Origin of the sequence: Streptomyces koelreuteriae (genome assembly GCF_018604545.1) — a bacterium.
GTDB classification, from domain to species: Bacteria; Actinomycetota; Actinomycetes; order Streptomycetales; family Streptomycetaceae; genus Streptomyces; species Streptomyces koelreuteriae.
In genome coordinates this window covers 419,590-446,497 of sequence record NZ_CP075896.1, presented here as the reverse complement: position 1 = coordinate 446,497, position 26,908 = coordinate 419,590, and the positions used below count along the sequence as shown (strand labels likewise).

29 protein-coding genes are annotated in these 26,908 nt (G+C 71.6%); 16 read left to right on the top strand and 13 right to left on the bottom strand.

Annotation, left to right across the window (positions count from 1 at the left end; all coding sequences use genetic code 11):
* Positions 1-21: 21 nt before the first annotated feature.
* Entirely contained in the window at positions 22-1,389 is a 1,368-nt protein-coding gene (locus tag KJK29_RS01975; RefSeq protein ID WP_215116843.1) for a cytochrome P450, read from the bottom strand.
* A 239-nt stretch (positions 1,390-1,628) separates the two neighbouring features.
* Entirely contained in the window at positions 1,629-2,579 is a 951-nt protein-coding gene (locus KJK29_RS01970) for an NADP-dependent oxidoreductase (RefSeq protein ID WP_215116842.1), read from the bottom strand.
* Between the two features lie 71 nt (positions 2,580-2,650).
* Between KJK29_RS01970 and KJK29_RS01965 the strand changes: the two genes are divergently transcribed.
* From KJK29_RS01965 to KJK29_RS01940, 6 genes are all read left to right on the top strand, one after another.
* Positions 2,651-3,595 carry a GlxA family transcriptional regulator gene (locus tag KJK29_RS01965; RefSeq protein ID WP_215116841.1) on the top strand — a complete coding sequence of 315 codons (945 nt, stop codon included), beginning with the start codon at positions 2,651-2,653 and terminating at the stop codon, positions 3,593-3,595.
* 262 nt (positions 3,596-3,857) lie between these two features.
* Entirely contained in the window at positions 3,858-5,582 is a 1,725-nt protein-coding gene (locus KJK29_RS01960) for a sensor histidine kinase (protein WP_215116840.1), read from the top strand.
* A gap of 5 nt (positions 5,583-5,587) precedes the next feature.
* Positions 5,588-5,998, top strand: a complete 411-nt coding sequence (locus KJK29_RS01955; RefSeq protein ID WP_003994857.1) for a roadblock/LC7 domain-containing protein — start codon at positions 5,588-5,590, stop codon at positions 5,996-5,998.
* Positions 5,995-6,366: a DUF742 domain-containing protein gene (locus tag KJK29_RS01950; protein ID WP_215116839.1), complete on the top strand. Its 372-nt coding sequence runs from the start codon at positions 5,995-5,997 to the stop codon at positions 6,364-6,366. The genes KJK29_RS01955 and KJK29_RS01950 overlap by 4 nt, the downstream gene beginning before the upstream one ends.
* Complete coding sequence (locus KJK29_RS01945; protein WP_215116838.1) at positions 6,347-6,952, top strand: GTP-binding protein; 606 nt, start codon at positions 6,347-6,349, stop codon at positions 6,950-6,952. Before KJK29_RS01950 ends, KJK29_RS01945 begins: the two co-directional genes overlap by 20 nt.
* Positions 6,949-8,199 carry a cytochrome P450 gene (locus KJK29_RS01940; protein WP_215116837.1) on the top strand — a complete coding sequence of 417 codons (1,251 nt, stop codon included), beginning with the start codon at positions 6,949-6,951 and terminating at the stop codon, positions 8,197-8,199. Before KJK29_RS01945 ends, KJK29_RS01940 begins: the two co-directional genes overlap by 4 nt.
* Before the next feature lie 97 nt (positions 8,200-8,296).
* Here the strand turns inward: KJK29_RS01940 and KJK29_RS01935 are convergent, their stop codons facing one another.
* The gene (locus KJK29_RS01935) at positions 8,297-9,805 is read right to left on the bottom strand and encodes a hypothetical protein (protein WP_215116836.1); all 1,509 of its coding nucleotides are present in this window, start codon (positions 9,803-9,805) and stop codon (positions 8,297-8,299) included.
* A gap of 834 nt (positions 9,806-10,639) precedes the next feature.
* On the opposite strand from KJK29_RS01935, the gene KJK29_RS01930 reads away from it, so the two are divergent.
* The gene (locus KJK29_RS01930; protein WP_215116835.1) at positions 10,640-11,032 is read left to right on the top strand and encodes a VOC family protein; all 393 of its coding nucleotides are present in this window, start codon (positions 10,640-10,642) and stop codon (positions 11,030-11,032) included.
* Between the two features lie 23 nt (positions 11,033-11,055).
* Here the strand turns inward: KJK29_RS01930 and KJK29_RS01925 are convergent, their stop codons facing one another.
* Genes KJK29_RS01925 through KJK29_RS01915 form a run of 3 tightly spaced genes read right to left on the bottom strand, consistent with a single transcriptional unit; the run spans position 11,056 to position 12,893 of the window.
* Positions 11,056-11,853, bottom strand: a complete 798-nt coding sequence (locus tag KJK29_RS01925; RefSeq protein ID WP_251057676.1) for a thioesterase family protein — start codon at positions 11,851-11,853, stop codon at positions 11,056-11,058.
* 28 nt (positions 11,854-11,881) lie between these two features.
* Positions 11,882-12,208: a branched-chain amino acid transporter permease gene (locus KJK29_RS01920; RefSeq protein ID WP_215116833.1), complete on the bottom strand. Its 327-nt coding sequence runs from the start codon at positions 12,206-12,208 to the stop codon at positions 11,882-11,884.
* Positions 12,201-12,893 carry an AzlC family ABC transporter permease gene (locus KJK29_RS01915; protein ID WP_215116832.1) on the bottom strand — a complete coding sequence of 231 codons (693 nt, stop codon included), beginning with the start codon at positions 12,891-12,893 and terminating at the stop codon, positions 12,201-12,203. Before KJK29_RS01915 ends, KJK29_RS01920 begins: the two co-directional genes overlap by 8 nt.
* Before the next feature lie 62 nt (positions 12,894-12,955).
* On the opposite strand from KJK29_RS01915, the gene KJK29_RS01910 reads away from it, so the two are divergent.
* The gene (locus KJK29_RS01910; RefSeq protein ID WP_215116831.1) at positions 12,956-13,414 is read left to right on the top strand and encodes an Lrp/AsnC family transcriptional regulator; all 459 of its coding nucleotides are present in this window, start codon (positions 12,956-12,958) and stop codon (positions 13,412-13,414) included.
* A gap of 62 nt (positions 13,415-13,476) precedes the next feature.
* On the opposite strand, the gene KJK29_RS01905 is transcribed toward KJK29_RS01910, so the two are convergent.
* Both KJK29_RS01905 and KJK29_RS01900 read right to left on the bottom strand, forming a co-directional pair.
* Positions 13,477-13,773: a DUF4235 domain-containing protein gene (locus KJK29_RS01905; RefSeq protein ID WP_215116830.1), complete on the bottom strand. Its 297-nt coding sequence runs from the start codon at positions 13,771-13,773 to the stop codon at positions 13,477-13,479.
* 39 nt (positions 13,774-13,812) lie between these two features.
* Positions 13,813-14,835, bottom strand: a complete 1,023-nt coding sequence (locus KJK29_RS01900; RefSeq protein ID WP_215116829.1) for a glutathione S-transferase family protein — start codon at positions 14,833-14,835, stop codon at positions 13,813-13,815.
* Between the two features lie 179 nt (positions 14,836-15,014).
* Between KJK29_RS01900 and KJK29_RS01895 the strand changes: the two genes are divergently transcribed.
* A complete protein-coding gene (locus KJK29_RS01895; protein ID WP_215124110.1) occupies positions 15,015-15,935 on the top strand; it encodes a cation diffusion facilitator family transporter in 921 nt (306 codons plus the stop codon).
* 68 nt (positions 15,936-16,003) lie between these two features.
* Here the strand turns inward: KJK29_RS01895 and KJK29_RS01890 are convergent, their stop codons facing one another.
* Both KJK29_RS01890 and KJK29_RS01885 read right to left on the bottom strand, forming a co-directional pair.
* Entirely contained in the window at positions 16,004-16,453 is a 450-nt protein-coding gene (locus tag KJK29_RS01890) for a nitroreductase family deazaflavin-dependent oxidoreductase (protein WP_215116828.1), read from the bottom strand.
* A gap of 75 nt (positions 16,454-16,528) precedes the next feature.
* Positions 16,529-17,161, bottom strand: a complete 633-nt coding sequence (locus KJK29_RS01885) for a LysE family transporter (protein WP_215116827.1) — start codon at positions 17,159-17,161, stop codon at positions 16,529-16,531.
* A gap of 285 nt (positions 17,162-17,446) precedes the next feature.
* Here KJK29_RS01885 and KJK29_RS01880 point away from each other — a divergent pair, with 285 nt between their 5' ends.
* A complete protein-coding gene (locus KJK29_RS01880; RefSeq protein ID WP_215116826.1) occupies positions 17,447-18,643 on the top strand; it encodes a cytochrome P450 in 1,197 nt (398 codons plus the stop codon).
* A gap of 13 nt (positions 18,644-18,656) precedes the next feature.
* On the top strand, positions 18,657-18,863 hold the full coding sequence (locus KJK29_RS01875) for a ferredoxin (RefSeq protein ID WP_215116825.1): 207 nt from the start codon (positions 18,657-18,659) through the stop codon (positions 18,861-18,863).
* 9 nt (positions 18,864-18,872) lie between these two features.
* Here the strand turns inward: KJK29_RS01875 and KJK29_RS01870 are convergent, their stop codons facing one another.
* Complete coding sequence (locus tag KJK29_RS01870; RefSeq protein WP_215116824.1) at positions 18,873-19,424, bottom strand: TetR/AcrR family transcriptional regulator; 552 nt, start codon at positions 19,422-19,424, stop codon at positions 18,873-18,875.
* Positions 19,425-19,516: 92 nt separating this feature from the next.
* Here KJK29_RS01870 and KJK29_RS01865 point away from each other — a divergent pair, with 92 nt between their 5' ends.
* Together KJK29_RS01865 and KJK29_RS01860 are read left to right on the top strand one after the other, a co-directional pair.
* Entirely contained in the window at positions 19,517-19,975 is a 459-nt protein-coding gene (locus KJK29_RS01865; RefSeq protein WP_215116823.1) for a nuclear transport factor 2 family protein, read from the top strand.
* Positions 19,976-20,002: 27 nt separating this feature from the next.
* Complete coding sequence (locus tag KJK29_RS01860) at positions 20,003-20,539, top strand: flavoprotein (protein WP_215116822.1); 537 nt, start codon at positions 20,003-20,005, stop codon at positions 20,537-20,539.
* A gap of 3 nt (positions 20,540-20,542) precedes the next feature.
* On the opposite strand, the gene KJK29_RS01855 is transcribed toward KJK29_RS01860, so the two are convergent.
* Positions 20,543-21,418: a hypothetical protein gene (locus KJK29_RS01855; protein ID WP_215116821.1), complete on the bottom strand. Its 876-nt coding sequence runs from the start codon at positions 21,416-21,418 to the stop codon at positions 20,543-20,545.
* Between the two features lie 215 nt (positions 21,419-21,633).
* On the opposite strand from KJK29_RS01855, the gene KJK29_RS01850 reads away from it, so the two are divergent.
* The gene (locus KJK29_RS01850; RefSeq protein WP_215116820.1) at positions 21,634-22,602 is read left to right on the top strand and encodes an aldo/keto reductase; all 969 of its coding nucleotides are present in this window, start codon (positions 21,634-21,636) and stop codon (positions 22,600-22,602) included.
* Positions 22,603-22,618: 16 nt separating this feature from the next.
* Here the strand turns inward: KJK29_RS01850 and KJK29_RS01845 are convergent, their stop codons facing one another.
* The gene (locus tag KJK29_RS01845) at positions 22,619-23,461 is read right to left on the bottom strand and encodes a phytanoyl-CoA dioxygenase family protein (RefSeq protein ID WP_215116819.1); all 843 of its coding nucleotides are present in this window, start codon (positions 23,459-23,461) and stop codon (positions 22,619-22,621) included.
* A 61-nt stretch (positions 23,462-23,522) separates the two neighbouring features.
* Here KJK29_RS01845 and KJK29_RS01840 point away from each other — a divergent pair, with 61 nt between their 5' ends.
* Both KJK29_RS01840 and KJK29_RS01835 read left to right on the top strand, forming a co-directional pair.
* Complete coding sequence (locus tag KJK29_RS01840; protein WP_215116818.1) at positions 23,523-24,506, top strand: helix-turn-helix domain-containing protein; 984 nt, start codon at positions 23,523-23,525, stop codon at positions 24,504-24,506.
* A 243-nt stretch (positions 24,507-24,749) separates the two neighbouring features.
* Positions 24,750-26,900, top strand: coding sequence for a ricin-type beta-trefoil lectin domain protein (locus tag KJK29_RS01835; protein WP_251057673.1), 2,151 nt, complete (start codon positions 24,750-24,752; stop codon positions 26,898-26,900).
* Positions 26,901-26,908: the final 8 nt, after the last annotated feature.

Sequence of the window (26,908 nt, the reverse complement as noted above, 5' to 3'; positions counted from 1 at the left end):
CCACCTACCCTGGAACAGGCCCTAGAGACCGCCCCCGGCTCGGGGACGGTTCCGGCGGTGGACCGTCATCCGCAGGGTGTGCGGCCGTACGGTGAGCCGGGCGACCTGGTGGATGACCTGGCCCTCGGCGAGTTCCAGCCGTACCGAACGCAGCATCGTCGCGAGCGCCGTGACCATCTCGGTGAGGGCGAGACGGTCCCCCATGCACTTGTGCTTGCCGTCCCCGAAGGGCAGGAACGCGCCCGGCGGAGGCTCCTGCGCGGGGTCGGTCCACCGGTCCGGGGCGAAGGTGTTCGGGTCGGGGAAGCGCTCGGGGTCGCGGTGCAGGGCGTGCTGGCAGTAGGCCAGTTCGGTGCCGGCGGGCAGCGTCCACTCGCCGAGCCGAGTCTCCTCGGTGGTGCGGCGGGTGACCAGCCAGCCAGGGTGGTGCAGCCGCAGGGTCTCGGTGATGACCCGGTTCAGGTACGGCAGCCGGAGCACGTCGTCGAAGGCGACCGGCCGTTCGCCGAGGACCTCGTCCAGCTCGGCCAGGACCCGGGCCTCGATGTCGGGGTGGCGGGCGAGTTCGTACAGAGCCCAGGACAGCACCGACGCGGTGGTCTCGGTGCCCGCGACGGCCAGGGTGAGGATCTCGGAGCAGATCTGATGCCCGGTCAGCGGCTCGCCGGTCTCCTCGTCGATGGCGCGCAGCAGCATGGAGAGCATGTCCCCGGTGTCGTGCCCGGAGGCCTGCAGTTCGTCGACGGCGGTGTTGATGGTGGCGCGTACGCCGGCCCGGGCCCGGTCGAAGCGGCGGTTGAACGGCAGCGGCAGACGCTCGGCCCAGTCGGGCAGCATGATGCGCACACCGACGTCGTTCAACACCACCGACAGGTCGCTGCGCAGCCGGCGGAAGACCCGGTCGTCGAGGCTGCCGGCGAACACCGTCTTGGCCAGCATGTCCAGGCTGAGCCCGACCATCGCCTCGCGAACGTCGAGGGTTCGCCCGGGCTCCCAGCCGGCGACCGTGGCCGTCACCTCGGCGCGCATGATGTCGACGTACCGGCTGATCTCGGTGTGGGCGAACGCTGGTTGCAGCTGGCGGCGTTTGCGTACGTGGTTCCGGCCGGTGGCGGTGACGACACTGTCGCCCAGCAGCTGGCCCAGCTTGTCGTAGAGCCGGCCCTTGTCGAGGCTGGGCCCCAGGGCCTTGAGCATCTGGTGGATCAGGGCCGGGTCCTGGACCACGATGGTGCGTGTCCCGGGTTGCAGGACGATCTCGACCAGTGGTTCTCGTGTCTCGCGCAGCGAGTCGATGAAGCCGAGGTTGTCCCGCATTTTCAGAGTGTGGCCGATGAACGGAAACGATCCTGCGGCTCGAGGTATGGGGGGAGGCGCAGTGGACGTCACGGGTCATCACCTTCACGGCAATCATGGGGTCATGGGCGCCCTATGACTTCCCTGGACCTTCCCAAGTGCAATCCTGACGTGAGCGTGTCCTGCGCCACGTGGCGATCTGGTGGGGAGGGGAGGGGGAGCCCTCTCTCCTCTGTCCGTTTCGGCCCGGCCCCCGCCGAGAACAGCGGGGTGCCTGCCATCGACCTTGGCGAAGCCGGCCTCCTGGAGTCCGGCCGGCCCGTCCCGCCCGGCTAGTCGTTCACCAGCACCAGCTTCCCCGTGGTGCGCCCGGTGTCGCCCAGCGTGTGCGCCTCCGCGGCAGCGGCCAGCGGGAAGGTGCCCGCGATCGTGGCGCGGAGCTTGCCCGCCTCGGCGAGTTCCGCGATCGCCCGCATGTCGGCGCGGTCGGCGTCCACGAGCATGCGGAGCCCCCGTACACCGAGCCGCTCGGCCTCCTCGTAGAACTCGTCCGAGCCGCCCGGGAGGATCGAGACCACGACACCGCCGGGGCGCAGGACGCGCAGCGAGCGCAGGGCGTTGTCGCCGCCGATCGTGTCCAGGACGACGTCGACGTCCTTCACGGCCTCGGTGAAGTCCGTCTCCCGGTAGTCCAGCGTCTCGTCCACGCCGATCCCGCGCAGGAACTCGTGCTTGCCCGCGCTCGCGGTGCCGATCACATACGCGCCGCGCGCCTTGGCGATCTGCACCGCCACATGCCCGACCCCGCCGGCCGCGGCGTGGATCAGCACCCGCTGCCCGGGCCGCACGTCCGCGTGCTCCACCAGCGCCTGCCACGCGGTGAGCGAGACCAGCGGCAGCGCGCCCGCCTGGACGTGGTCGATGCCGGCCGGCTTGCGCGTGAGGGCGCGGACCGGGGCGATGACGTACTCCGCGTGCGAGCCGTGCCCGTAGGGATACGGCAGCATGCCGAAGACCTCGTCACCGGGCGCGAAGGCCACGACGCCGATGCCGACCGCCTCCACCACCCCGGAGACGTCCCAGCCGAGGACGAAGGGCGCCTCGCCCAGGAAGCCGCCGGTCGCGCGGTGCTTCCAGTCGGTCGGATTGACCCCGGCGGCCCGCACCCGGACCAGCACCTGGTTCGGCCCCGGGGCCGGGCGCTCGACTTCGATCTCCCTGAGGACCTCGGGACCGCCGAGGACGTCCTGGCTGATGGCTCGCATCGTGTTCTGTGTGCTCATGGTGATCAAGCGTGCCGGTTCGCGCCCCGCTCGCCAATGGCAAGATTGCCAACCTTCGATAGGATCGTGCCATGCGACGTGAACGAGTGGTGGTCCTGGCCCTGGACGGGGTGTACCCCTTCGAGCTGGGCATCCCCAGCCGGATCCTCGGCGCCGCCGACGGCCGCTACGAGGTGCTGACCTGCTCGGTCGACGGCGGTCCGGTGCGCACCAACGCGGACTTCGGCGTCACCGTGGAGCACGGCCCCGAGGTCCTGGCCACGGCCGGCACGGTGGTGATCGCGCCCGTCGCGCCGGACCGTCTGACCGACGAGGTGCCGGGCGAGGTCCTCGCCGCCCTCGCGCTGATCCGGCCCGGCACGCGCATCGTCTCCATCTGCACCGGCGCCTTCGTCCTCGCCGCCGCCGGGCTCCTCGACGGGCGCCGGGCGACCACCCACTGGCAGGTCGCCGACCGGTTCCGGAGCATGTTCCCGCTGGTCGACCTCGACCCGGACGTGCTGTTCGTCGACGACCACCCCTTCCTCACCTCCGCCGGGGCCGCCTCCGGCGTGGACATCTGCCTGCACCTGGTCCGCAAGGATCACGGCAGCCTGCTGGCCAACAGCGTCGCCCGCCGCTGCGTGGTCCCGCCGTTCCGGGACGGCGGCCAGGCCCAGTTCATCGAACAGCCCGTCCCCGAGCAGGGCGCCGCGAGCACCGCGGCCACCCGCGCCTGGATCCTGGAGCGACTCGGCGAACCCCTCACCCTGACCGACCTCGCCGGCCACGCCCGGATGAGCCGGCGCACCTTCGCCCGCCGTTTCCAGGGCGAGGTGGGGCTCAGCCCCGGCCGCTGGCTGATCCAGCAGCGCGTGGCCCGGGCCCAGCACCTGCTGGAGTCCAGCGACCTCACGGTGGACCAGATCGCGGGCCGGGTCGGCTTCGCGACGGGCGCCTCCCTGCGCCAGCATCTCCACGCGGCGATCGGGGTCTCCCCGCAGGCCTACCGCCGCACCTTCCAGACCGCCCGCTGACCCCACCCGCCGGTCGCGAGCGGCCGTCCCTGGTCAACTCCGCTGCTTGGCGTGGATATTTGTCGACCTTTCGCTTTCTGTCGGAGCGTGACGGAACCCTCACGTCCGCAGGGTGACGAGGTTGATCCTTTCGGGTCTAAACCCGATAAGGTTCCGATCGGCGCTGCGAGTTGACGCGATCGCGTCCGGTCGACTCGCGGTGCGTACTCATGAGTGCGATCCACACCCCCCCTGTTCGATCGTGTTTGTTCGAAGGATGCAGATGGAACTCGCCACTCCGCCACCGGCGGCGCGGGCCCCTGTCGCCTGGTACAGCTGGTGGTTGATGCCGCTGGGCTTGGGAGGCGGGACCGTTGCCGCCACGTTCATGAGCTCGGAGCGAATAACCGCGGCCGTCGCCGGACTCGCGGCGACGGCGGCCAGTGCCGTGTGCGTACGCCTGCTGCTGCGCACCCGGGCACACCTGCACAAGGCGGAGAACACCTTCCGCACCACGCAGGCCGAGCACAACCAGCAGTGGCAGCAGCACGTCGCGGGCCTGGAACGGAAGTTCTCCGCCGAACGCGCCACCCTGGAGTCCCAGCTCACCGAGCAGAACGCGACCTACGAGCGGCGCCTGGCCGACCAGAGCGCCTCGTACGAGACGCAGCTCTCCGACACCTCCCGGGCCTATGAGGAACGGCTGACCGAGCAGGCCACGTCCTACGAGGCCCAGCTCGCCGACCAGGCCGAGGTCTGGCAGGAACAGCTCTCCCACCAGCTCGCCGCCGTCGCCCGGCTCGCCGACGAGCAACTGCCCTCCGCGATGGAGGCGCTGCGCTCCGGCGACGCCATCGACGACGTCCTGCCCACGCTCAACCAGTGCGCCAAGGTCAGTTCCGACCTCCAGGCCGAGCTGCGCAAGGTGCTGCGCACCGCCCTGATCGGCCTGGAGTCGGAGTTCGACCGCTCCACCTCCGCCGAGCAGGCCGTCATCAGCATCGGCAACCGCATCCACGTGCTGACCAGCAAGCTCCGCGGCCGCCTGCACGAGATGCAGGGCGAGCACGGCAGGCTGCCGGCCGTCGCCCGGGGCCTGATGGAACTGGACCAGGAGATCGGCCCCGCCGACTGTCTCGCCGCCAGCATCGGTGTGCTCGGCGGCTCGGACCGGCCCGGCCGGCAGTGGCAGGAGCCGCAGCGGCTGCTCAGCGTGGCGCGCGGCGGCATCGGCCGGATCAAGGACTTCCACCGGATCCAGGTCCGTCACCTGCCCGAACTCGGCGTCGACGGCGGTCTGGTGGACCACCTCACGCTAATCTTCGCCCACCTCCTCGACAACGCGGCCCGCTACTCGCCGCCCACCGAGCCGGTGCTCATCTCCGGCAAGGAGGTGCCCAACGGCGTCGGCATCGAGATCCAGGACTCCGGCAAGGGCCTGAGCGAGGAGAAGAAGCGCGAGGCCGAGCACGCTCTCGCGGGCACCGCCCCCGGAGCGGGACTCGGCGGCATCACCGAGGACGCGAACATCGGTCTGCGCGTCGTCGGTGCCCTCGCCCGTCGCTACGGCATCCGCGTCACCTTCGCGGACTCCCCGTGGCTCGGCACCTCCGTGGTGGTCGTGGTTCCGCACAAGTACTTCAGCCCGCTGCCCGCCGCCGCGGCACCGGCCGCGCCCGCCGCCCCCGAGATCCGTACGGCCAAGGCGGCCCCGGCCCGCGAGACGGTCACCGCCCCGGCCCCGGACGCCCCGGCCGCCGCCGCGGAGACCACGCCCGGCGGACTGCCCCGGCGCCGCAGCAGGCGGAACGAAGAGGCCGAGCCCAAGGAGGCCGGGCGGACGGCCCGGAGCACCGTCTCCGCCATCCCGCCGGACGCCTCGTTCTCGGGTCTCGCCGCCTTCGCCACCGCCGGACGCGACGCCGAAGAGGCGTTCCGCGCGCCCGGCGACCGCGACACCGACGCCGGACGCGAGTCCACTGAGCACCGCACCGAAGAGAGCGACTAGTCCTCATGACGCAGCAAGGAACAGATGTGAGCTGGGCGCTCCGCGATCTCGTCGAGAGCATCCAGGAGATCCGCTTCGCCCTCGTGGCCTCCAGTGACGGCAAGGCCATCACCTCCTACGGCGCCGAAGACCCCGACGACGTCGACCGCTTCGCCGCCGTGGTGGCCGGCCTGCAGGCCCTCGCCCAGCCCGTCGCCGAGCAGTTCCCCAAGTACGCCGGGCAGTTGCGCCTGGCGATGATCGAAGTCGACGGCGGGCACCTCTTCGTGGTCCGCGCCGGTGTGGAGACCTACCTCGGTGTCCTTGCCAGGGAAGGCCTCGACCAGGGCCTGCTCGGGCACCAGATGAGAGACCTGGCCCGCAGGATGGGTGAGCTCCTCGGCACCACTCCGCGCCTGGAGGAGCACTCTGGATGAGTGCTCCCCGCAGGCCGTCGGACCCGTCCGGTCTCGAGCGCTACTACGTCCTCACGGGCGGACGCAGCGGACCGGGCGGTTCGGCGTCGAGCCTCGACGTGGCGACGCTCGTCGTCGCCCGCGCAGCCCCGTTACCGGGCATGCAGCACGAGCACGAGGAGATTCTCCGCCGGTGCCGCGACCCGCTGTCGGTCGCCGAACTCGGCGCTCACCTCGGGCTGCCCTTCAACATTCTCGCAGTGCTGCTGTCGGACCTGCTCGTCGCAGGTCGCGTCGAAGCGCGTAACCCCATCCCGGCGCACGACGCCGGCCGCGGGCCCGACCTCGCGCTCCTTGAGGAGGTACTCAGTGGACTTGAAAGGCTTTGACCAACCCGGAGGGCGGGCGGGCGGGGACGCCCGCTCGGTGAAGGTGATGATCGCCGGCGGGTTCGGCACCGGGAAGACCACCATGGTCCGGTCGGTCAGCGACATCAAGCCGCTCACCACCGAGGAGACCCTCACCCAGGCCAGTGCCGACGTCGACCGTCTCATCGGCGTCGCCGACAAGACGCAGACCACCGTCAGCCTGGACTTCGGCAAGATCGGCATCAACGAGAGCCTGGTGCTGTACCTGTTCGGCACGCCGGGGCAGGAGCGCTTCTGGTTCCTGTGGAACGGGCTGTTCAAGGGGGCGCTCGGCGCGATCGTCCTGGTGGACACCCGCCGCCTGGAGTCCAGTTTCCGGGCGATCGAGGAGATGGAGCGGCAGGAGGTCCCCTTCGTCGTCGCCCTGAACGTCTTCCCCGACTCGACCAACTACCCGGTCGAGGAGATCCGGGACGCCCTGGACATCCCCGAGCACACCCCGGTCGTGGCCTTCGACGCCCGCGACCGGGCCTCCAGCCGGGACGTCCTCGTCGCCCTGATCCACCACCTGAAGGAACGCTCGGCCGTGGCCCTGGAGCCCCGATGAACGACTCGACCGAAAACGACCTCCAGGTCCCGAGCGGCTGCCCCGTCGCCCATCACGGGGCCGATCTCGCCCGGCTGTACGGGCCGGAGGCGGCGACCGACCCGGTGGGCATCTACGAGCGGCTGCGCAAGGAACACGGCTCGGTCGCGCCCGTTCTCCTCGAAGGCGACGTGCCCGCCTGGCTGGTCCTCGGCTACCGCGACAGCCGGCGGGTGCTCGACAATCCCCGTCAGTTCAGCCGGGACGCGCGGATCTGGCGGGACTGGCGGGAGGGCCGGATCGAGGAGACCTCGCCGATCATGCCGATGGTCGGCTGGCGCCCCGACTGTGTGTCCCAGGACGGCGAACCGCACCGCAGGCTGCGCGGCGCCGTCACCGACGGGTTGCAGGCGGCGGCCGCCCGGGGCATCCGGCGGCACGTCACGTACTTCGCGAACAAGCAGATCGACGCGTTCGCCGACGCCGGGCACACCGACCTCGTGGCCGACTACGCCGAGCAGCTGCCGATGCTCGTGCTGACCAGGATGCTGGGCCTTCCCGCGGCGGACGGGCTGCGCATGATCGAGTCGTGCGCCCAGGTCTTCAAGGGTGGTGAGGGCGCCCTCGAGCACAACGAGCGGATCATGCAGATCCTCGCGGAACTCGCCGAGCGCAAGCGGGCCGAGCCGGGCTCCGACCTCGCCACGGCCCTGCTGGAGCACCCGGCCGGCCTCGACCACGACGAGGTCGTCAGCCATCTGCGCCTGGTGCTGATCGCCGCGCACACCACCACCAGCAATCTGCTGGCCCGGGTCCTGCAACGGCTCCTCACCGACACCGCCCGGCTGTCCGGTCTGGTCAGCGGGGAGCTGAACGTCTCCTCCGTGGTGGAAGAGGTCATGTGGGACGCCCCGCCGCTGTCCGTGCTGCCGGGCCGGTTCGCAACCGCCGACATGGAGCTCGGAGGCCACCACGTCCAGGAGGGAGAACTGCTCATCCTGGGCCTGGCCGCCGGCAACCTCGACCCGGAGGTACGGCCCGACACGGCCGTCGCCGTGCAGGGCAACCAGTCGCACCTGGCGTTCAGCGCCGGACCGCACGAGTGCCCGGGGCAGAACATCGGCCAGTCCATCATCGAGATCGGCGTGGACGTTCTGCTGCACCGGCTGCCGGACCTGCGGCTGGCCGTACCACCGGAAGAACTCAGCTCGACGGCCTCCACGTGGGAGTCCCGGCTGGACAGCCTGCCGGTCGAGTTCGCCGTCTAGGCCACGCCGGCGGACCGTTGCCCGGCCGGAATCCGGCCGGGCAACGTGCGTGGGTGCAAGCGGTCGCTCACACGCTCAGCAGGTCGTCATCGAGGCGTCAGCCGTCGAGCCAGTCGCCCGCGACGCCCGTGGGACGGTATCCCGTGGCGTTCCAGAGGAAATGCGGGTGGGCACAGCCGAACATGTAGGCGAGCAGCGCGGTGTCTTCCCTCCCGGTCCGAGGGTCGTGCAGGGTGTGGAACCTCTCGGATCCGACTACGCCGGAGTCCTGTTGGACCTGACGGGCGCGGTCCGGCGACGGTGCGGCGCTGGACGCCTCCACGGCGGCGATGTAGGTGCGGCGCAAGATCTCCCATGTGCTGTCCGTGTTGCCGTACCAGGGGCCGTGCAGTGCTTCGAAGGCATGGAGCTCGGCGTCGAAGAGGCGCCATGTCCGGGGGTATTGGGCTCGACAGCGTGCGGACAGTTCGGCGGCCCGGGTGCTCAGTGCCGGTGCGGTGGGCCGCGGGGCGATGGTGAGGGTGGTGCCGTCGGTGAGGATGCCGGTGCACGGGTTGGGCTGCAGGTCGCACAGCGGGCACTCCTCGGCCGGGGGGAGGCCCTGGGTGATGCCGTCGAACCACAGGGCGTGGCGGCCCGTGAGCCCCATCCAGACGACGGTGGTGGTCATCAGCCAGGTGTTCCACATCGGGCTGTGGGCCTCGGGCATGCAGCCGTACTTGACGACGGCTATCGCGCAGGCGGCGTAGAGCGCCTTGGTGTGGGTGGGCATGTCGGCGAGCCAGAAGTTGCTGATCTCGCCGGTGAGGGCGTCGGCCCGTACATCGGCCATGTCGTCGATGGCGCGGCACAGCAGCAGGGAGGCGAGGTTTTCCTCCTGCCAGAGTTCGGTGTCGGGGGCGACGTGCCAGAACAGGCAGTCCAGCATCTGCAGGGCTGAGTAGGTGCTCTGGTTCAGCGGGTTGGTCTGGGGGAGCGTGACGCTGCCCGCGTCGTGCTGTTGGAGCCAGTACTCGTCGACGGATCGCTTGTGGGCCGCGAAGAGTCCGGAGACCAGGGCCCGTGCGCTGTTGGTGCTGAAATTCTCGGCCAGACGGCCTTCGATGTGTTGGGTGAGACGCGTGGTGTCGATGGTGTCGACCACACGTTTGTATTCGTGGAAGACGAGGATGTCGTTCTCGAAGCGGTGGCGCTGGCCGAGGTCTCGTTCGAGGTCGTTCAGCTGCCGGGTCCAGGACCATCCACCGGTCAGCACGCTGTCGAGTTCCCGGCGGTGCGGCCAGGTCTTGACGGTGAGGGGACGACCGGCGCTCTGCCGCCAACGGTAGTCGTCCAGCGTGCGTGCGGGGGGCGTGGGCAGCCGACGGCACAGAGGGCAGGAGCAGACGGTTGTCTGCTCCTCCTCGCGCGGCGGGGTGAGTGCCCGGCTCCTCCAGGCCCCTTCCAGCATCGTGCAGGTCAGTCTGCAGACCTCGATGTCGGTGCTGACTTGGGGGAAGGCTGCTTCGATCAGGCGCAGGCTGGTGTCGAGGTGCCTCAACCTGGCGTGGCCCTCCTCGTCGGGAGGGAGGAACGCGGGCCGCGCCAGATGGAGGGCTCCCTCCACACGCAGCGTCGTGCCGGCGTGGGGGGAGCCGAATGCGTTCAGCCGCTGCTGAGCGGCGTTCTGGGACCTTCGGTACTGCTCCGTGCTCCCCTTGATCTGTTTCACCAAGAGGCGGGCCAAGGTGTTCCCCGCCTCCGTGGGCTGGAGCCGGGCGCTTGGCTGCGCCGGGAGCGAGCTGTCGGCGGATGCCTTCGGAACAACATCTGCGACTCGAGATTTCACACCGGTCTCCCCATGAGCTGTGGTCTGTACTTTTCGCGACGGCGTCGCCGGACAGCCGGCCTCATGCGACCGGCTTCGGCTCCTGCTGCGAACGACCGCGAGAGGCACGACCAGCGCGACCCCTGGAGCCGAGATGCGCTGCTTCGCCCGAGGCGTGTGGGTGGCTGACCGGGGTGTCGAAGGGGAGGTCGAACCGGACGTCCTGAAGCATGTGCTTCCTTTCGGGAGACGGACCGCAGAGCCCCCCGGCCCCTGCGAGCGGACGGTGTCTTGACCGGCCGCACACTCGAACTCGGCTTCGCGATCCGAACGTTGAACCGAGAAGCGGTACGAGACTGCCCATGGCGTGAATGAGCCATTCCGTGACACTGCCGTGATCTCGGTTACTGCGGAAAGCGCTTGAGCTGCGTACACTCCCTCGTCCCTCACCCGGCATGCCCCGCCCGCCGGGCCTCCCCGGCCTCCTGGCGTCACACCGGACACCGTCCGGTCGTGAACTCATGCGCGACGGAAGGTGGTTGACGGCCCGACTGAATCGGCCGTACCGGGATATCCGCAAGGTACGAGGCCGCCGGGCAGGACGCTCCGCGGCCGGAATCCTGCGGAGGAGACATGGCCCTGGTGAAAGCGGGTGTTCTGGTGCTCGACTGCGCCGAGCCCGAGAAGCTCGCCGTGTTCTACAAGGAGTTGCTGGAGGGGGAGGAGTCGGACGCGACGGCCAACCGGGTGGAGATCAGGAGCGCGGACGGCTTCCGGATCGCCCTGCGCCGGGACGTCAACGCCACCCCGCCGAGCTGGCCGCGCCCCGAGAACTCCCTCCAGGCCCATCTGGAGTTCGTGGTGGACGATCTCGACGCGGTCGAACGCCGGGTCATCAGCCTCGGCGGCCGCCCCCTGGAGGCCAAGGACGCCTCGGGCCCCCTGGAGGAACGCGGCTACGCCGACCCGGCGGGCCACTCCTTCACCCTGCGCCGCACCGCGCCGACGGCACCCAAGCAGGGCTGAACGCGGCCTTCTTCCGGGGCCGTTCAGCCGGTCGAAGGCAGCAGGGGCCGGACGGTGAGGATCTGCTGGGCGTGCCCGACAGGGCCGGTGAGGTCGTGCAGGACGGTGCTGGTGACGCCCTGGCCGGTGGGGCCGAAGGCGACGGTGGTGTCGAGCCCCGTCCAGCGGCCTTCCGGCCGGCGGTGCAGATGGAGGGTGAGGTCGACGTTGGGGAACATCCAGGCGCTGGGCGGCCGGCGTACGGCGATGCCGTTGGCGGTGTCGACGAGCGCGATGTAGGACGCGAGAGGACTCACGGCCTGTCCGGCGACGAGGCCGAGCCGGGTGGAGACCCAGGCCGTCGTGCGGCCCGGCCGCGGCGGCGCGAGCGGACGGACGTCCAGGGAGGCGATGTATCCGCCGGGCCACACGGAGGTCAGCGGCCAGAAGGCGAGTGCCTCGGGAGAGGGGAGCGCCTCCGCGCCGCCACCGGCGACCTCCGTGGTGTCGTGGTCGGCGAGCAGCCAGGCGCGGGCCCGCACCACGGGACGGCCGGCGATGAGCGCGACCGCCTCCAGCAGTTCGATGGTGCGGCCGGGCCGGAGGCTCTCCACCCGGATCTCGCACTCGTCCAAGGCGAGCCGGCCGAGGATGTCGAAGCTGATCCGGGAGAGCGCGAGGCCGGTGTCCGGTCGGGTGGCCAGATACCGGTCGACGGCGTGCGTGATGAGGCCGGCGAGCGGGCTGAAGTGCTGCTCGTCCGGGTCCCACGCCCCGCCCGCGTGGACGGTGGGCTTGAAGCGGTGCGTGTCGACCGGCTCGTAGTAGTGGTCGGTGTACAAGGGGCGTGTGCCTTTCGGGCGAGGGACGTCAGTGGGCGAAGAGCGCGCCGGCCAGGGCCACATGGACGGCCGTGCCGGTGAGGATGCTCAGCAGGGCGTTGCGGAGCCACAGATGCAGGCCGACGGTGACGGCCAGGGCGGCCAGCGGGGCCACGGCGCGCGAGTCGGTGACCGGCAGATCGCGCAGGCAGTAGACGACCAGGATCACCATGACCCCGGCGGGCATCCGGGTGCTGAGGTACCGCACGGTGTCGCTGGCCCGCAGCGGGGCCAGCGCGGCGAACGGCAGGGCGCGCAGGGACCAGGTGACGGCGGCGGTGACGAGGACCGCGACGACCGCGTAGGTGTCAGACATGAGCGGGCTCCCTCCGGGTGGCGAGCCGGCGTGCCAGGAGTCCGGCGGTGAACAGGGCGAAGGCGGCCGGCAGGAACTGCCCGGGGAAGAGCAGGCGGGCGGCCAGCGCGCAGAGCAGGGCGAGCACCGGGGTCGGCAGATCGCCCCGCAGGTCACGGATCGCGTCGAGAGCGAGGACGGCGAACAGGGCGGTCAGCGCGAAGTCCAGGCCGGTGACACCGTCCGGGACCAGGGAGCCCAGCAGGGCCCCGGCGGTCGCGCTGCCCGCCCAGTACAGATGCATGAAGAACTGCAGCCACAGGATGCGCGAACTGGACCAGCCGCGGGCCTGCCCGCCCGCGGTCAGCGCGTACGCCTCGTCGGTGAGCGCGAAGGTGCTGTACATCCGGGCGAGCCGGCCCCGTACGCGGTGCAGAGGGAAGGCCAGGGCGTAGAAGACGTGCCGTGCCTGCACCAGGAAGGCGGCCAGGGCGATGGACGCCAGGGGCGCGACGGCCACGACCAGGCCGATGAGCAGGAACTCGAACGACCCGCCGTAGATCAGCGCCGCGGACAGCCCGGCCCACCACCAGTCGAGCCCCGACTGGACCACGAGCGCCCCGAAGGCGAGACCGAGCGGCACCATCCCGAGGCCCACGGAGGCACAGTCCTGGAAAGCGGCCCGCGCCGCAGGGCTTATTCGCATGCCGACATTTTAGGAAAGTTCGCGCCTCATATGGTTGCCAATTGTGGCCCTATGATCTCCCTATGGGTAATGAAAGTGACCTTGACGCCGTCGATCGTGAAATTTTGTTTCATCTGCGCCAGGACGGCCGACTGCCGAACGTCGAACTCGCCAAGCGGGTGGGCCTGACTCCGCCTCCCTGTCTGCGCCGGGTCAAGCGCCTGGAGGAGAGCGGCGTCATCGCCGGCTACCGGGCCGTCATCGACCCCGGAGCCGTGGGACGCGCGCTCGAAGTGCTCGTCGACGTCGAGATCTACGCCCAGGACCGCGGGACCGTCGAGGAGTTCGAGACCACCGTGGCCTCCTACGAGGAGGTCGTCGAGTTCCGGCGGATGTACGGACGGCCCGACTACTTCCTCCGCGTCGCCGTCGCCGACCACGCCGCCTACGAGGCCTTCATGATGAGCAAACTCAGCGGACTGCCCGCCGTCCTACGCCTCGAGTCCCACCTCACCATGAAGACGATCAAGGTGGACGGCTGAGCGGACCCCCGGGCACAGCGCGGCCCCGCCCGCCGTACCGGACGGGCGGGGCCGCGCGGTTGTCATTCCCGGCCGCTCTTCTCGTCGGCCGGCCATGCGCCGGTCGAACGCTCGATGGCCTTGGCGCCCGCGCGGTCCACGGCACTGCGGACCACCGCGAAGATGGCGCCCTGGACCGCGGCGGCCAGCAGGATCTCGCCCCAGCCGCGGTCCCGGTCCAGCGCGTCGGGAGCGTCCTCCTCGTGCCGGAGCGCCATCCACGTCTTGCGGAAGGCGAGCCCCGACAGCCAGCCGCTCGACCAGCCCAGCACGAACCCGAGGGGCTGGTAGGCGAGGGGCAACTTCTTCTTCTTGGCCACGTCGATCTCCTTCGTCGCTCAGGGGGTGGGTGGGAGTGGTCAGGGGGTGTGCGCGGCCGGGACCCGCTCCTCGGCGCGGACCGGCCCCGGCGGCGTACCGTCCCCGAAGGGCCTGCCGCCCAGCTCCTCGCGGTGGTGCGAGGTCAGCCAGCCGGACAGGTCCGGGCCCAGCGGCACCACACGGGTCGGGTTGATGCCCGTGTGCACCTGGTAGTAGTGGCGCTTGATGTGGTCGAAGTCGACGGTGTCGCCGAACCCGGGCGTCTGGTAGAGGTCACGGACGTACCCCCACAGCACCTGGTTCTCCGTCAGCTTCCAGCGGTTGCACTTGAAGTGGCCGTGGTACACCGCGTCGAAGCGGACCAGCGTGGTGAACAGCCGGATGTCCGCCTCGGTGATCGTGTCGCCGACGAGATACCGCTGCCCCCTCAGCCGCCCCGCGAGCAGCTCAAGACGCCGGAACACGCCCGCGCAGGCGGCCTCGTACTCCTCCTGCCCGGTGGCGAAGCCCGCCCGGTACACGCCGTTGTTGACGTCCTCGTAGACGTCCGCCATCACCTCGTCGATCTCGTCGCGCAGCTTGTCCGGGTACAGATCGGGCGCGCCCTCACGGTGCAGGGCGCTCCATTCGGTCGCGAGGTCGAGCGTGAGCTGCTGGTAGTCGTTGGTGACCAGCTTCCCGCTGGGTACGTCCACGACCGCCGGCACGCTGACCCCGCCGGGGTAGCCGGTCTCCCGCCGGTCGTAGGCCTCGCCCAGGTAGCGGATGCCGAGGACCGGGTCGCGGCCGTCCTCGTCCAGCGTGAAGCGCCAGCTGCGGTCGTCCTGGATCGGGTCGGCGACGGCCAGGGACAGCGCCTCCTCCAGGCCGAGCAGCCGCCGGGACACCAGCGACCGGCTCGCCCACGGGCAGGCACGGCTGACGACCAGACGGTAGCGGCCCGCCTCCACCGGCCAGCCGTCCCGGCCGTCCCTTGTGATCCGGTCCGCGAAATGGGCCTTGGACCGTTTGAACGCCCTCCTGCCGTAGGCGCTGTTGCCGTCGCCGTCGTCGCGGCTCATGGGGGTGACCTCCTTGCCGTACGTGTGGCCCGCCGGTCGGGTGTGTGGCCTGCCGGTCGTGCGTGTTCCCTGGTGAACGCGTTCCCCTTTTTCCGCCGACGGCACGGTGTGAGCACCGCCGACCGGGGCAATCGGCGTGGGTGAGTGCTGAAGGAAGTGATCGCAAGACACGCGTCACCGTGCTGGTGGCGCTCGCGGCCAACCTGGTCATCGCCGCGGCCAAGGCCGTCGGCGGCCTGGCCGCGGGATCACCCGCCCTGCTGTCGGAGGCGGCCCACTCGGTGGCCGACAGCCTCAACGAGGTCTTCCTGCTGGCGGCGCTGCGCCGCAGCCGCCGTCCCGCCGACCGGCGTCACCCCTTCGGCTACGGCAAGGAGCGGTTCTTCTGGTCGCTCCTCGCGGCGGTCGGGATCTTCGTCATGGGCGGCTGCTTCTCCTTCTTCCAGGGCTTCGAGGCCCTCGCGAGCGGATCGGAGGAGAAACTCGGCGGCTATGTGGCCGGTCTGATCGTGCTCGGTGTCGCCCTCCTCGCGGAGGGCGGCTCCTTGTTGCGCGCCCTGTACCAGGTGCGCGGGCAGGGCGGCATACGCGCCGGGCTGCGTGACCCGGCCCTGCGGACGGTCGTCGCCGAGGACGGCACCGCCGTACTCGGCGTCACGCTGGCCATGGCCGGCATGGCCCTGCACATGGTCACCGGACAGGTGGTGTGGGAGGCGTCCGCCTCGCTCGCGATCGGCGCGCTGCTGGTCTTCGTCGCCTACCGGCTGGGCCGGGAGGCGCGCGACCAGCTCATCGGCGAGGCGGCCGACCCGGAGGCGAGCGGGCGGATCCACGCACTGCTGCGGGCACAGCCCGAGATCGACAGTGTGGAGGCGCTGTTCACGATGAAGACGGGCCTCGACTCGGCCCTCGTGGCCGCCCGCGTCGACCTGGTGCCCGGCCTGGACAGCGAGCACGTCGAGGACGTCGCCGTGCGCATCAAGCGCTCCATCGCCCGGACGGTGCCCGAGGCGGACCAGATCTTCCTCGACGTCACGGACCGCCGCGCGCGGGAGGCAGCAGAAAGCCCCGCCGCGACGGGGGAACGCGGCGGGGCCTGAACCACGCGTGCCCCGCCGCCCACGGTTCATGCAGCCCGAGCGGATTTTCTTTCCCGCCCGTCCTGGCCTCAGTCGCCGGCCACGGGCTCCAGCACGAACACCGGAATCTCCCGGTCGGTCTTCTTCTGGTAGTCCGCGTACGCCGGATACGCCGCCACGGCCCGCTCCCACCACGCGGCCTTCTCCTCGCCGGTGACCTCACGGGCGGTCATGTCCTGCTTGCGGGGCCCGTCCTGGAGTTCCACCTGCGGGTCGGACTTGAGGTTGAAGTACCAGACCGGGTGCTTGGGCGCACCGCCGAGCGAGGCGACGGCCGCGTAACGCCCCTCGTGCTCGACCCGCATCACCGGTGTCTTGCGGAGCTTGCCGCTCTTGGATCCCCGTGAGGTCAGGACGACGACCGGCATCTTGGTGCCCTGCAGCGTCGTCCCCTCCGTCCCGCCGGAGCTCTCGTACAGTTCCACCTGCTTGCGCACCCACTGCGTCGTGCTGGGTTCGTACTCGCCCTCGAGAGGCATGGCAATCCGTCCCATCGTCGTGTCAGAGGCCGACCGGTAACTGATACCTGCCCTCAACACCGGTCCACGCGCGAATCATCCTGGAGAAACCGCCATTCGCACGGCCAGAGCCGTCATCACCCCGCTCGCCACCAGCGCCGTCGCCAGCCGCCCCCGGTGACCAGCCAGCGCCCGGCCCAGCAGGGCACCGCTCCCGGCGAGCAGCACCTGCCAGCTGGCGGAGGCGGCGAAGGCGGCCAGGACGAACACGCCCTGCTCCACCGGACCGGCCGGACCCGTGGCCCGGGAGCCGAGCACGAGCGCCGCGAAGTAGATCACGGTGGTGGGGTTGAGCAGGGTGATGCCGAGCAGCCCCGCGTAGGCCCGGGCGGGACCCGGGGGAGCGGGGGCCGTCCGCGTGGCGAGCCGGTGGCCGCGGTACTCGCGCAGGGCGGTGACCGCGCCCCGCACCGCCAGCCCGAGCAGCACCAGGACACAGACCCAGCGCAGCGGCCCGAGCACCGGCCGCAGCGCGCCGGCCAGGGCCGTACCCCCGAGCGTGGCGGCGAGGGCGTACAGCCCGTCGGCGGTGGCGACGCCGAGCGCGGCGCAGACACCGGTACGCAGGGACGTGCGGGCGGTGAGGGAGACCAGGTACGTCCCGACCGCGCCCACGGGGACCGCGATGCCGTACCCGGCGAGCAGCCCCGCGAGGAGCGCGGCCGTCATGACCGCGGCGGCGTCGGCCCTTCACCACGGCCGGACCGCTGCTGTCGGCGCGCGGCGGAAGCGGCGACGGACAGCGGCAGTGACGGCGAAAGGGCATCGAGCGTAGACATGGCTGGATCCTGGGGCCTGCCCCGCCGCAGCGACAACCGGTTTTCGAACGTGAAGACGGCATTCCCCGGCCAAGTTGCCACCGCAACCGATCTGGCCGAACTTCGCGTCGCCCTATAGGTGCCCGGGGCATCTAATGATGATCGGCACGACGCACTACTCGTCTGCGAGGTCTTCATGACGGAAACGACCGCACCCGTCGCCTTCCCCCAGAGCCGGACCTGCCCCTACCACCCGCCCGCCGCCTACGACGCGTTGCGCACCGAGCGCCCCCTCACCCGCATCACCCTCTTCGACGGCCGCGAGGCCTGGCTGGTCAGCGGGCACGCGATCGCCCGCGCCCTCCTGGCCGACCCACGCCTGTCGTCCAACCGCGACCGGCCCGGCTTTCCCGCCCCGACCAAGCGGTTCGCCGGGATCCAGAACCGCAGAACGGCCCTGCTGGGCGTCGACGACCCCGAGCACCGCACCCAGCGCCGCATGGTCGTCGGGGACTTCACCCTCAAACGGGCCGTCGAACTCCGGCCACGGATCCAGCGGATCGTCGACGAGCGGCTCGACGCGATGATCGCCCAGGGCCCGCCCGCGGACCTGGTGACCGCCTTCGCGCTGCCCGTGCCGTCCATGGTGATCTGCGCCCTGCTCGGCGTCCCGTACGCCGACCACGACTTCTTCGAGACCCAGTCGCGCCGGCTGCTGCGCGGCCCGGAGACCGCCGACGTGCTGGACGCCCGCGACCGGCTGGAGGGGTACTTCGGCGAGCTGATCGACCGCAAGCGCAAAGACCGGGGGACCGGTCTGCTGGACGACCTCATCCACCGGCAGCCGGACGAGGGCGTACTCGACCGCGAGGGCCTCATCGCCATGGCCCTCATCCTGCTGGTCGCGGGCCACGAGACGACCGCCAACATGATCTCGCTCGGCACCTTCACCCTGCTCCGGCACCCCGAGCGGCTCGCCGAACTGCGCGCGGACCCGGGCCTGCTGCCGACCGCGGTCGAGGAGCTGATGCGGATGCTGTCGATCGCCGACGGCATGCTGCGCCTGGCCGTCGAGGACATCGAGGTGGCCGGGACGACGATTCGCGAGGGCGAGGGCGTGGTCTTCGCGACCTCCGTCATCAACCGCGACGAGACGGTCTACCCCGACCCGGACACGCTCGACTGGAACCGCTCCTCCCGGCACCACGTGGCGTTCGGCTTCGGCATCCACCAGTGCCTCGGCCAGAACCTCGCCCGCGCCGAACTGGAGATCGCCCTGCACACCCTCTTCGCCCGGCTGCCCGGCCTGCGCCTGGCCGCCCCGGCCGACGAGATCCCCTTCAAGCCGGGCGACACGATCCAGGGGATGCTGGAACTCCCCGTGACCTGGTAAGAGGCTTCCGCACATGCACATCGACATCGAGATCGACACGGACGTCTGCATCGGCGCGGGCCAGTGCGCCCTGACCGCCCCGGAGGTGTTCACCCAGGACGACGACGGCTACAGCACCCTGCTGCCCGGACAGGAGGACGGCGGCGGCAGCCCGCTGGTGCGGGAGGCGGCCCGGGCCTGCCCGGTGAGCGCCATCACCGTCTCGGAGAGAGTGGGCTGACGCCCGGCCTCACAGGGGACCCAGGAGCAGCCGGGCCGCCTCGCGCGCCTCGGCCGCGGGCTCGGCGCTCCTGGTGACTCCCGCCGTGACCATGGCACCCTCCGCCAGCAGGTACAGCTGCCCGGCCAGCGCGGCGGGCAGCCCCGCCGCGGCCACGAGAGAGGCGAGGTACTCCCGGAACGCCCTCTTGTGCGCGCGCACTTGGCCGGCCACCCGCGCGGACGTGGCGCCGAGCTCGCCGTAGGCGTTGATCCACGCGCAGCCGCGGAAGTCCGGCTCGCCGAACCAGCCGCCGAGCCAGTCGAACACGGCCAGGATCCGCTCCCGGGGCTCCCCGTGCCGCTCGACGTACTCGGCGAGCTGCCCGCGCCAGCGCGCGTCACGCCGCTCCAGATACGCCTCCACCAACTGCTCCTTCGCCGGGAAGAGCTGGTAGAGCCGCTTGAGCGAGACCCCGGACCTGCCGCGGACGTCGTCCATCCCGACGGACCGCACGCCCTGCCCGTAGAACAGCTCCTCGGCCGCGTCCAGCGCCCGCTCCCGGGCCACCGCGCTGTCCATGTACCACCACTCCTTGACGCGAGAACGAGCGTTCTCCTAGCGTAGCAGCCCTCCGGAGAACGCCCGTTCTCCGCTGTGACCGGGGAGCATTCATGACCGACCGCCCGCCCCTGCCGCCCTTCACCCGCGAGAGCGCCGCGAGGAAGGTCCAGGCCGCCGAGGACGCTTGGAACACCCGCGACCCGCACAAGGTCGCCCTCGCCTACTCGGAGGACTCCGTCTGGCGCAACCGCGACACCTTCGTCACCGGCCGCGCCGAGATCACCGAGTTCCTGACCCGCAAGTGGGAGCGCGAGCGGGAGTACGCCCTGCGCAAGGACCTCTGGGCCTTCGACGGCAACCGCATCGCCGTCCGCTTCCAGTACGAGTGCCGGGACACCGAGGGGCAGTGCTGGCGCTCCTACGGCAACGAACTGTGGGAGTTCGACGAGCACGGGCTGATGACCCGCCGCGAGGCGAGCATCAACGACGTACGGATCGAGGAGAAGGAGCGCCGCATCCTCGGCCCCCGGCCTGAGCGGGAACGCGGTCACACCTTCCCCGTCCGGTGATCCGGGGGAGTCGCTAGGGTTTCCGGGATGACCGAACAGGCCGCCCGCAAGCCCTTCCTCTACGTCGTCGTCTGCGCCGCCGGAATCGCCGCGGACGTCAGCGAACTGATCACCGCAGCGCAGGAGCGGAACTGGGAGGTCGGCGTCATCGCGACACCGGTCGCCATGAACGGCTTCTTCGACACGGCGGCCGTCGAAGCGCGGACGGGCCGCCCCATCCGCTCCGCCTGGCGCACCCCGGGCGAGCCGCGCCCCTTCCCGGCTCCCGACGCCCTGGTCCTCGCGCCCGCCACCTTCAACACCGTCAACAAGTGGGCGGCCGGCATCGCCGACACCCTCGCGCTGGGCACCCTGTGCGAGGTCGCGGGGCTCGGTGTGCCGATCGCCGTCCTGCCGTGCGTGGCCGACGCCCTGGCCGCCCACCCCGCCTACCGCGGCAGCCTCGAACGGCTGCGCGGGATGGGCGTGCGGTTCGGGGAGCCGTACACCGGAGAGCCGGGCGAGGACGGCGGGCGGCCGGAGTTCGGCTGGGAGCGGGCGCTGGACCTGATCGAGAAGGGCTGACGGTCAGCGGCAGCCGACCGTGGGACCCTCCACCATCCCGCCGGTGTACAGCGCCTGACCGCGCGGCATCCAGTACCCCAGCTTCGAGACCACCGACGAGCAGGAGGACCCCTGGGTGACCCGGACCCGCACGGTGGCCGGACGGCCCGGCTGGAGGTCGGTCAGCGCACAGTCCACGGAGTACGTCAGCCGGTCCTCGGCCGGGGCCCGTCCGATGAGGGGGTTGACGCACCGGGCGTCCGCCGTGCTGATCCGCACCCCCTTGCTCTCCTCGCCGATCAGCCCGAAGCGGGCGCTGCCGTCGCCCTGTTCGCTGTCGCGGTACACCCGGTACGTCAGCGTGGTGGTGGCCCCGCGGCGCAGGGCGGTCCGGTCGACCTCGACGCGGTGCGTGGGCCGCTGCTTCGGCGCGCTCAGGGTGAGCGTGGTCCGGACCGTGCCCCGCAGATCCACCCCGCTCGGCGTGGAGCGGACGTGCACGGTGGCCGTGACCTCGTAGGTCCCCGGCCCGGGATACGGCTGCGAACCGGGCAGCGTCCCGGAGGCGACCGTCCTGCCCTGGCGTTTCGCCGTCCAGGTGCCGGAGGTCAGACAGGCGTACCGGACGGACGTGCCGGGACGACCGCAGCTCGCGGGCGCCGAGACCGCCATCACCGGGGTGCCACTGCCCGCGCACAGACCGACGTCGGCCCGCTCGCCGTCCGCGCCGCGCAGGGTGCCCGCGGGCGCGCACAGCGTCGCCGGTCCCTCGGCCGCCGGAGCCTGGGCCCGGACCTCGTGCCCGGGCGGGGCCGGCCGGCTCCAGGCGGTCGAGACCAGGGCGAGGGACGCCGCGGCCGCCCCGGTCAGGATCCTGAGTGTCCTCCGTCGTGCCGCCACGCCTTCTCCCGTACGTCCCGGACCGGCCGGGCGCCGGTCACCTCCGCCGAGGATGCGGCAGCGCTCCGGCCGCCCCGCCGCTCCCACGCCGTGCGGTCACCTGGGGGCAGCAACGATGACGGCCCGTCAGCCGGTCCGGCGCACCCTGCCTTCGAGCGCACACGAGCACGTACGCTCCCCCTGGAACCCCCCTCCCGAAGGCAGGAGCAGCAACGATGCAGTACGTGAAGCTCGGTTCGACGGGCCTGGACGTCTCCCGGATCTGTCTGGGGTGCATGACCTACGGCCTGCCCGACCGCGGCCGTCACGAGTGGACCCTCGACGAGGAGGCCTCGCGCCCGCTGATCCGGCAGGCGGTCGAGGCGGGGATCACCTTCTTCGACACGGCGAACGTCTACTCCGACGGCACCAGCGAGGAGATCACCGGCCGTGCCCTGCGCGACTTCGCCCGCCGCGACGAGATCGTGCTCGCGACGAAGGTGCACGGCCGGATGCGGCCCGGGCCGAACGGCGGGGGACTGTCCCGCAAGGCGATCATCACCGAGCTCGACCAGAGCCTGACCCGCCTCGGCACCGACTACGTCGACCTCTACCAGATCCACCGCTACGACCCCCACACCCCGGTCGAGGAGACGATGGAGGCGCTGCACGACGTCGTCAAGGCCGGCAAGGTCCGCTACATCGGGGCCAGTTCGATGTACGCCTGGCAGTTCTCCAAGGCCCAGTACACCGCCCGGCTGAACGGCTGGACCCGCTTCGTCTCCATGCAGAACCACTACAACCTCGTCTACCGCGAGGAGGAGCGCGAGATGCTGCCCCTCTGCGCGGACCAGGGTGTCGGCGTACTGCCCTGGAGCCCCCTCGCCCGCGGCCGCCTCACCCGCGACTGGGACACCACGACCGACCGCAGCGCCACCGACACCTTCGGCAGCAACCTCTACCAGGAGGGCGACCGCACCATCGTCGAGGCCGTCACCCGCATCGCCACCGACCGCGGCGTCCCGCGCGCCCAGGTGGCCCTGGCCTGGCTGCTCCACCAGAACACGGTGACGGCGCCGATCGTGGGAGCGTCGAAGCCCGGGCACCTGGAGGACGCGGTGGCAGCAGTCGAGCTCCAGCTCAGTGACAAGGAACTCGAGGAGCTGGAGCGTCCCTACACGGCACATCCGATCGCCGGCCACTGAGCTTCTTCGCAACCGATCAGTGCGGCCCCTGCGGCGACGAGAACTCCGTCCCGCAGGGCCCCGCCCCCTCGCTCTCCTCCAGAACCACCCGCCCCCCGCTCATCGACAACGTCCGGTAGAACCGACCGATCCGCTCCGCCGACCGCCCCACGTAGTGCCCGATGAACGACCGCCGGAACCGCTCGTCCGACCGGTTCGGCTGCGACCCGTGCACCAGACTGCCGTTGAAGAAGAGAACGTCCCCCGGCGCCATGTCCACCGGCACCGGCGCCAGCCCCGGCGGCGGTGGAACATACTCCCGGGCGAAGGAAACCCCCTCGTCCGCCTCCTCCGGACAGAACACGTCCATGCGGTGCGTGCCCGGCACGACCTCCAGCCCGCCGTTCTCCCGGTCGATCACGTCACACGCCAGCCACGCCGCCACACACGTGCCCGGCTCCACCCGCAGATAGAAGTTGTCCTGGTGCAGCGCCTGGCCCCGGGCGCCCGGCGGCTTGAAGTAGAACATGCTCTGCGCGGCCAGGACCTCCTCCCCGAGGAGCGCCTCCAGGACCGTGCGCAGCCGGGCGTCCAGCAGGACGTCCCGGGCGCGGCCGTTGATCTCGTGCGGGTGCATCACCCGAGGCCAGACGCGCAGCGGATCCGCGTCCGCCCCGGACGCACGCGGCTCGAAGTGCCCGGGGACCGGGCCGGCCGCCCGCAGGGCCGCGAACTCCCCGCACAGCAGCTCGATCTCCTCGGTCCCGAAGAGCCCGCGCACGACGGTGAAACCGTCCTCCTCGAACCCCTCCCGGTACCGCCGGAGCCCGGCGGGGTCCAGGATGGAAGCGCCGGCGGCGCCGTTGCCCGTGACTGTCATGAGCGCACTCCTTAGTCAGGTGTCCACGGTCCGACACTAGGCAGCCCTGTCGTGGAGGAGGATGCCCGTGCGTGCTGACGAATTGCCCACCACTGCTGCGAACGGGAACGACGGGGACCCCGCCCCGCCGCCCGGACTGGTCGTGCTCGGCCACTTCGACCAGCCGCCCGGCTACGCCGTCAACCGTCCGCGCGGCTCCGCGAGCTGGCTGTTCACCTGGACCACGGGAGGCCGGGGCCGGCTGCGGCAGGGCGCCGTGGAGACCTCGGTCGGCGCGGGTGACCTCGTGGCGCTCGCCCCGGGTGTCCCGCACGGCTACGCGGTGGAGCCCGGCGCCCGGCACTGGCGGTTCTGGTGGGCGCACTGCCAGGCCCGCCCGTCGTGGGCCGGGTGGCTGCGGCCGTACGACACCGGCGACGGGGTGTACGTGGTGGCGTCCGCCCCGGCCGGGGTGCACGGCCGCGTCGAGTCGGCGTTCCTGCGGATGCACACCGACGCCCGCTGGACGGGGACCGGGGCCCCGCCCACCCCGCCCGCACCGGCGTCCCCGGACGGGCCCGTCGCCGTCGCACACGGCAGCGCGGCCCGCGAACTCGCCCTGTGCGCACTGGAGGAGATCGTCCTGCTGACGACTGGCGGCGCCCTGCCGACGGCGCCCCGCTCCGGCCTCGACGCCCGGATCCGCCGGGCCGAGGAGCTGATCGCCGCCGACCCGGGCGCCCCGCACACCGTCCGCTCGCTCGCCGAGGACGTGGCCCTGTCGCCGTCCCGCTTCGCCCATCTGTTCAGCCGACAGCTCGGCCAGTCGCCCATGCGCGCCCTGCGCGAGGCCCGGCTGCGGCACGCCGCGCGGCTGCTGGAGGGCACCGACCTGCCCGTGGAACGGGTGGCCGCGGCCTCGGGGTTCGCCAGCCCCTTCCACTTCAACCGCGTCTTCCGCGAGCGCTACGGGATACCGCCCGGCGCGTACCGGACGAAGTACGGCGACCCGTCCGGCCCAGCCGTTTCCGGACGGCGAGGGGAACCGGGCGAATACCTGCCATAAATGTCGGGCGGAGCAGACCGGAAATCCCTTTCGGGCGGCTGATTGACATTTTGTCAAAAAGCCCTGGGCGTCTACGCAATGCACGAAACCGTGAGATGCCTTGTTCCCTGTCGCTGAGCTGTGCAAAGGTGTGCCCTGTCGGCGTGCGGACAGCGCGCCGTTCTTTCGTATGCGCGAGGCCGCCGTGCCGGCATACCCCTTGGTATGGACTTTATTCCGCATGTCCTTGAGAGGAATGCAGCCGTGAACGACGCAAGTCCGTCGAATTCCCCGGCCCCGGCCCGCAGGTTCGGCCCGACGGACGAGCAACTGAGCGCCGAGCTCAGGAAGTGGACGGGTGCGACGCCCGCGCTCCATCCCGTCGGCGAGTTGCTGGACCGGCACTGGGAGGCGGCTTTCGCCTACGCCCGGCTGTGCACCGCCGGTCCGCATTTCGCCGGAATGCTCACCACGGCCGCCTTCACCCGGCTCTTCGGCGAGAGCCTGCGCCAGAACGGTCCGACATCCGCCTGGCGGCCCCAACTGCTCGTCACCGTGCGGCGGATCGCGGCCGAGTGGGCCGGAGACCACCGACGCGACATGCTCCACCCGGATCTGCTGTCCGAGGCCGGTGACGGGGAGCGCCCGGCCGCCCGGCTGCTGCCGCAGCGACACCGTCGCCTGCTGTCCGGGGCCTTCCAGCGGTTGCCCCAGTCGGCCCGCTGCCTGCTGTGGCACGTCGAGGTCGAGGCCGAACCGCTCACGGCTCCCGGCGGGCTGCTCGGCCTGGACGAGGAGGGCGCGCGGGTCGAACTGGCCCGGGCCCGCGACCGGATGCGCGAGGAGTGCCTCCAGGTCCACCGCGAAACCGCCCCCGACGAGGAATGCCGGCGCTATCTGCGTCTGCTCGACGTCACGTATCGAAGGGGCGCCCTCGACCTCGACCCCGATCTACGCGCGCATATCGAGGGATGCGGGCACTGCAGCGCCGCCGCGGACCAGCTCGACCGGTTCAACCACGGGCTCGGCGTCGCCCTGGCGGAGGCGGTGCTCGGCTGGGGCGGTCAGGAGTACGCCGAGAGTGCGGCGAGCGGTGCCGCCCAGGCCTCCCCGGAGAGCGCCGCACCCGAGGAGACGGCCGGCACGGAACCGGCCGGTGCCGCGCGTGCGGCCTTCCCGGACCCCGTCGCCCTCGCCGGCGCGATCGGGGAGTCCTTCACCGACCCCGCCGACCCGGTGACCGCGCCACCCGCCCCCGCAGCCGAAAGGGAAGCGCAGGCCCCACCGCGGGGCCCGGTCCAGACGCAGGACCAGTCACGGGACCCGGCGCAGGACCGGACGCGGGCTCTGGCGCAGGCCTTGGCCCACGCCCATGAGGTATTCCCCACCACCCCGCCCGACGCGCCGGCGCCGGCCGGTGGAACGGTCCCCGGCCCGGACGCCGTGGGCCCCCGCACCGCCTCCCGAAGATCCGCCCACAAGGCGGCCCGCCGTGCCGCCCGCCGCCGCAACCTCACCGTGGGCATCCTGACCGTCAGCGGCCTGGTCGTCCTCCCGCTGGTCCTGTGGTCCATCGGCGACTCCGGCGACACGGCCCCGCCGGCCGGCGCGGACCAGTCCTCCGAGGCGGCCGACCCGGGCACGGGCGAGCCGACCCGAGACCCGTCCTGGATCGGGGCGGGCGAGGCCCGCAAGGGCGCCCTGCGCGGCCGGCTGCACAACCTCGCCTCGGGCCTGTGCGTCGGCGTCGACGGCAAGAAGGCCGTCGAGGGCGCCGAAGCCGAACTCACCACCTGCTCCTCCGCCCCCGCCCAGCAGTGGACGTACGAGACCGACGGGCTGCTGCGCAACGGCGCCGACCCCGACCTGTGCCTGGACTCCCGGCTCGGCTACTCGGTGCGGCTGGCCCCCTGCACGGGCCCGTCCCGGCCCGACATCAAGGACATCAGTTACGACTTCGTCCTCCAGGGCGCCCTGGTGCCCCGCCGGGACCAGGAGCTCGCCCTCGCCCCGGCCGCGACCGACGGCTCGGGGTCCCTGGTCCTCAAGACCCGGGCGGACGACGAGGTCCAGCGCTGGGTGATCGACACCTCCAAGACCGACCTCCAGATGGAGGTCGTCAACTGGGAGGCCGCCGCGCCGGTGCCGACGGCCGCGCCCACACCGACCCCCACCCCGACACCGTCCAGGACACCCGAACCGGCCCCCACCCCGACCGCCGCTCCGTCGACGTCCCGGCCGGAGTCCCCGAGCCCCTCGCCCAGCACCACGTGCCACTACCACGGCTACCACTGCTCAGGAGACGGCGACGACGGCTACCCCGGCCACGGCTACGGATACGGCCACCCTGGCTACGGCTACGGCTACGGCTACGGCTACGGCTACGGCTACGGCTACGGCGGTCGCGGTCGCTGACCGGGCGC